This window comes from Candidatus Jordarchaeum sp. (assembly GCF_052745115.1).
Genome location: NZ_JBRAKS010000143.1, coordinates 6,665 through 9,582 on the forward strand (window position 1 = coordinate 6,665; position 2,918 = coordinate 9,582).

Genomic DNA, 2,918 nt, shown 5'->3' on the forward strand with positions numbered 1-2,918 from the left:
TACCATGCTTGGTACAAAAATCACACATATCAGAACCACTCCCAATTCATCTAAAACGAAACCTTGTGAACACTAAAATTTAAATTTCTCATTTAAATTTAAAATAAGAAATAAGTTATTCTAGATAAGTATTGTGGATGGGATGTACTTAATTTTATAAAATTAATGATTTCAATTTTACGAAAAATGGAGTACTCTTTTCAGTAAAATTTAATTTATTAGCGTGGGCGTCGTGGAAATGCCATGCGAGGGGGAGGGGGGATTAGGATGAAAAGAGGATAAAAAACCGATACCCACGACACCCACAATCAATAAGAAATTACGAAGTCATATATAGGTTTTTCGGTAAAAGCATGTGATGATGTAGAATTGTTCGATTTCGCCTCCGAAAGGAGCGTTTATATGGCTTCTTTTCCGATTTAGAGCCTCAAAATAAGTGGTAGAATCGGGTGAATCTACATCACCAAAGCATGTGGTACAAAGTAATAGTTATGTATTTTTGATTTTGGGTATGTGGAAGCCTTCTGCCCAACTTCCATAATAGGGCTCAGAATTGGAAAATAAGGTTTATACTTCCTCCTCTATAAGCAGCCAACAAACAAAAACACATACCCCCAGTGCAAAAAACATACACATTACATTATGCCAAAGCATGTCATTTTTGCGCTGGGAACCACAGTTTTCTACAGAATTCGCCAAAAAGACGTGCGGGCGCCGAAGTAGGCGCAAAAATGGTAAATTTTCAAAGTTTTAGATGTCAAAAGTACTATTTTTCAACTGTTTTGTTTAGTTTTTTAATATTATTTAAATAGTTATATCATATGATTTAACTATAAGTTTAATTATAAAAAAGAAACCTAATAATAAACTAAAAGTCACGTATTAGATGTGTTACAGGGATGGCGATTTTGAAATATGAGTTGGAATCAAGGACCATTTTAATTAGTGGAGTGACTGCTGTTGTTTCAATGGTTACTATAACGGTTTCTGTTTTGGGTGCCGTGATTACTTATACCGGGTTTCCTCTCAGACCCTTATTTATTAGTTGGCTTTTGCTTCCCTTCCCGGTGTTACCGGTAATAAATACGGGTTACTCTGGGTGGTACATGTTTATAAGTGAGCTTGGAATCGGCCCCAGCGCATTCACATTTAACGTGAGTTTAATTATAGGAGGTGTAATGGCGCTTCCCTTATTCCCATGCCTATATTTGCTCTTGAAACGGTCCATTAAAACAAAGATTGGAATAGTTATGGGCATGATTACATACCTTAATCTTATTGGCGTTGGGTTCGCGCCCATGGTTCTCTCTCCCCTACATAATTTGTTTGGTGCCTTTTTCTTTTTATTAGCAGGTCCGGCCATTGTTCTGCTGAGCTACGAGATGCTTAAAGGCAAATTTTCCTCTAAAGCAATTGCGGTATACGGATTCTTGGTGGGTGGAGTTAATTTAATTGGCATAATTTTACAAGGCACATTCCTGGAATGGATTGTCTTCTCTGCAATAATATCTTGGACTTTATTGGTAGGAGTACTAATGATTATAAAAAGCCAAGCTACAGAAGCCTAGGAATAAAAGAATTTTCAACATTTTTGAGCCAAGTGAGTTGATGATCTTACTTCATAATTTAAATAGGAGTTCCTCTAATAAAACATTTTATAACTTAATTTAATGACCTAAGGAGTGGTGAACATTATGAAGTCTACAAAAACGGGTGCAAATTCGAACTTTATTCTGATCGGCGGACTGTTTGCGGTTATTTCAATGATTGTCGGTATTATCGGAGTACTGGGCGCAGTAGTCACATACACCGGGTTCCCTTTTAGAGCTTTACCTGTTCGCTGGCTTCCTTATCCCATACCGGTTATTAATACCGGGTTCTCCATGTGGTACCAATTCGTTAGTGAGCTTGGTATTGGCCCCAGCGCTTTTCTGTTTAATGTGGGTTTGATTCTTGCCGGCATTTTGGCGCTTCCCGTGTTTCCCGGCATACTGGGACTCTTTAGAGGTTCTATTATTGCGAAGATTGGAGTGGTATTAGGCCTGACCGCTTCATTAGCCTTGGTTGGCGTTGGTCTCGCCCCCATGGTTATGTCTCAGCTACACGGCACGTTTGCTATGATTTTCTTCATATCCGTAGGCATTGCAATAATTTTGTTAAGCTTTGAAATGTATCGCGGTGAATTTTTCTCGAAAGCAATTGCCATATATGGAGTTATCTTTGTAATAGTTGACTTGGCTTTCCTAATTCAGAAAGGAGCACTTCTGGAATGGGGCGTCTTCTTTATAATAGTGACATGGATTTTAGCCGTGGGAATACAAGTGATTCTAAAACGCAAGGAAATGTGATTTAACCGCAGAAAAGATGACGGTATCGTTCAAAAAATTTTTTCCATTTTTTTCAATTAAAAAGAAAGACTTTTTCTTGAACATAGGGTTGACAATCCCCGCGACTAGAGTCGGGGGATTCATGCTTCTGGCTTTCTGCGCCTTCGAAGCAATGGGTGTGCCACCACCCAGTTAGCACGCCCTTCCACAAGGGGGAACGGCGTCTATTCGGCACCCTCATAGGGGCTGCGTCTTGTTTAGCCGTCTGAGTCCAAGCCAAACTCCTCAGCTACCGACAACTATTAACATACTCTATTTCAAATAAATTTTTTGGCGGTTCATTCCCGAGACTGAAGTCTGGGGCTTTCCCGCCAAAGATTCCTGTAATTTTATACCTTGCTACTTATTTTAATTATATTTTTCCTCTCAGTTTCGGAAATACTTAATTATTAATTTCAACATATTAAGTGAAATATGTCGGTAATTGTCTGAGAAGTGGTGGAAAATATGGCAAGGGTTAAAACTGATGTGGATCCGAGGGTTTACAACAGTAGGAAGATTTAATACTAAATAATACCATATATGGCTATG

3 protein-coding genes are annotated in these 2,918 nt (G+C 38.6%); 2 read left to right on the plus strand and 1 reads right to left on the minus strand.

What is annotated here, in order from left to right:
- Positions 1–908: 908 nt before the first annotated feature.
- Both ACUVXA_RS11245 and ACUVXA_RS11250 read left to right on the plus strand, forming a co-directional pair.
- Positions 909–1,568, plus strand: coding sequence for a hypothetical protein (locus ACUVXA_RS11245; protein ID WP_445871356.1), 660 nt, complete (start codon positions 909–911; stop codon positions 1,566–1,568).
- A 126-nt stretch (positions 1,569–1,694) separates the two neighbouring features.
- The gene (locus ACUVXA_RS11250; RefSeq protein ID WP_445871357.1) at positions 1,695–2,348 is read left to right on the plus strand and encodes a DUF998 domain-containing protein; all 654 of its coding nucleotides are present in this window, start codon (positions 1,695–1,697) and stop codon (positions 2,346–2,348) included.
- 52 nt (positions 2,349–2,400) lie between these two features.
- On the opposite strand, the gene ACUVXA_RS11255 is transcribed toward ACUVXA_RS11250, so the two are convergent.
- A complete protein-coding gene (locus tag ACUVXA_RS11255; protein ID WP_445871358.1) occupies positions 2,401–2,607 on the minus strand; it encodes a hypothetical protein in 207 nt (68 codons plus the stop codon).
- Positions 2,608–2,918 lie beyond the last annotated feature (311 nt).

Coding starts and splice junctions, on each gene's coding strand:
- ACUVXA_RS11250 (WP_445871357.1), top strand. CDS start 1,695: ATGAAGTCTACAAAAACGGGTGCAAATTCGAACTTTATTCTGATCGGC.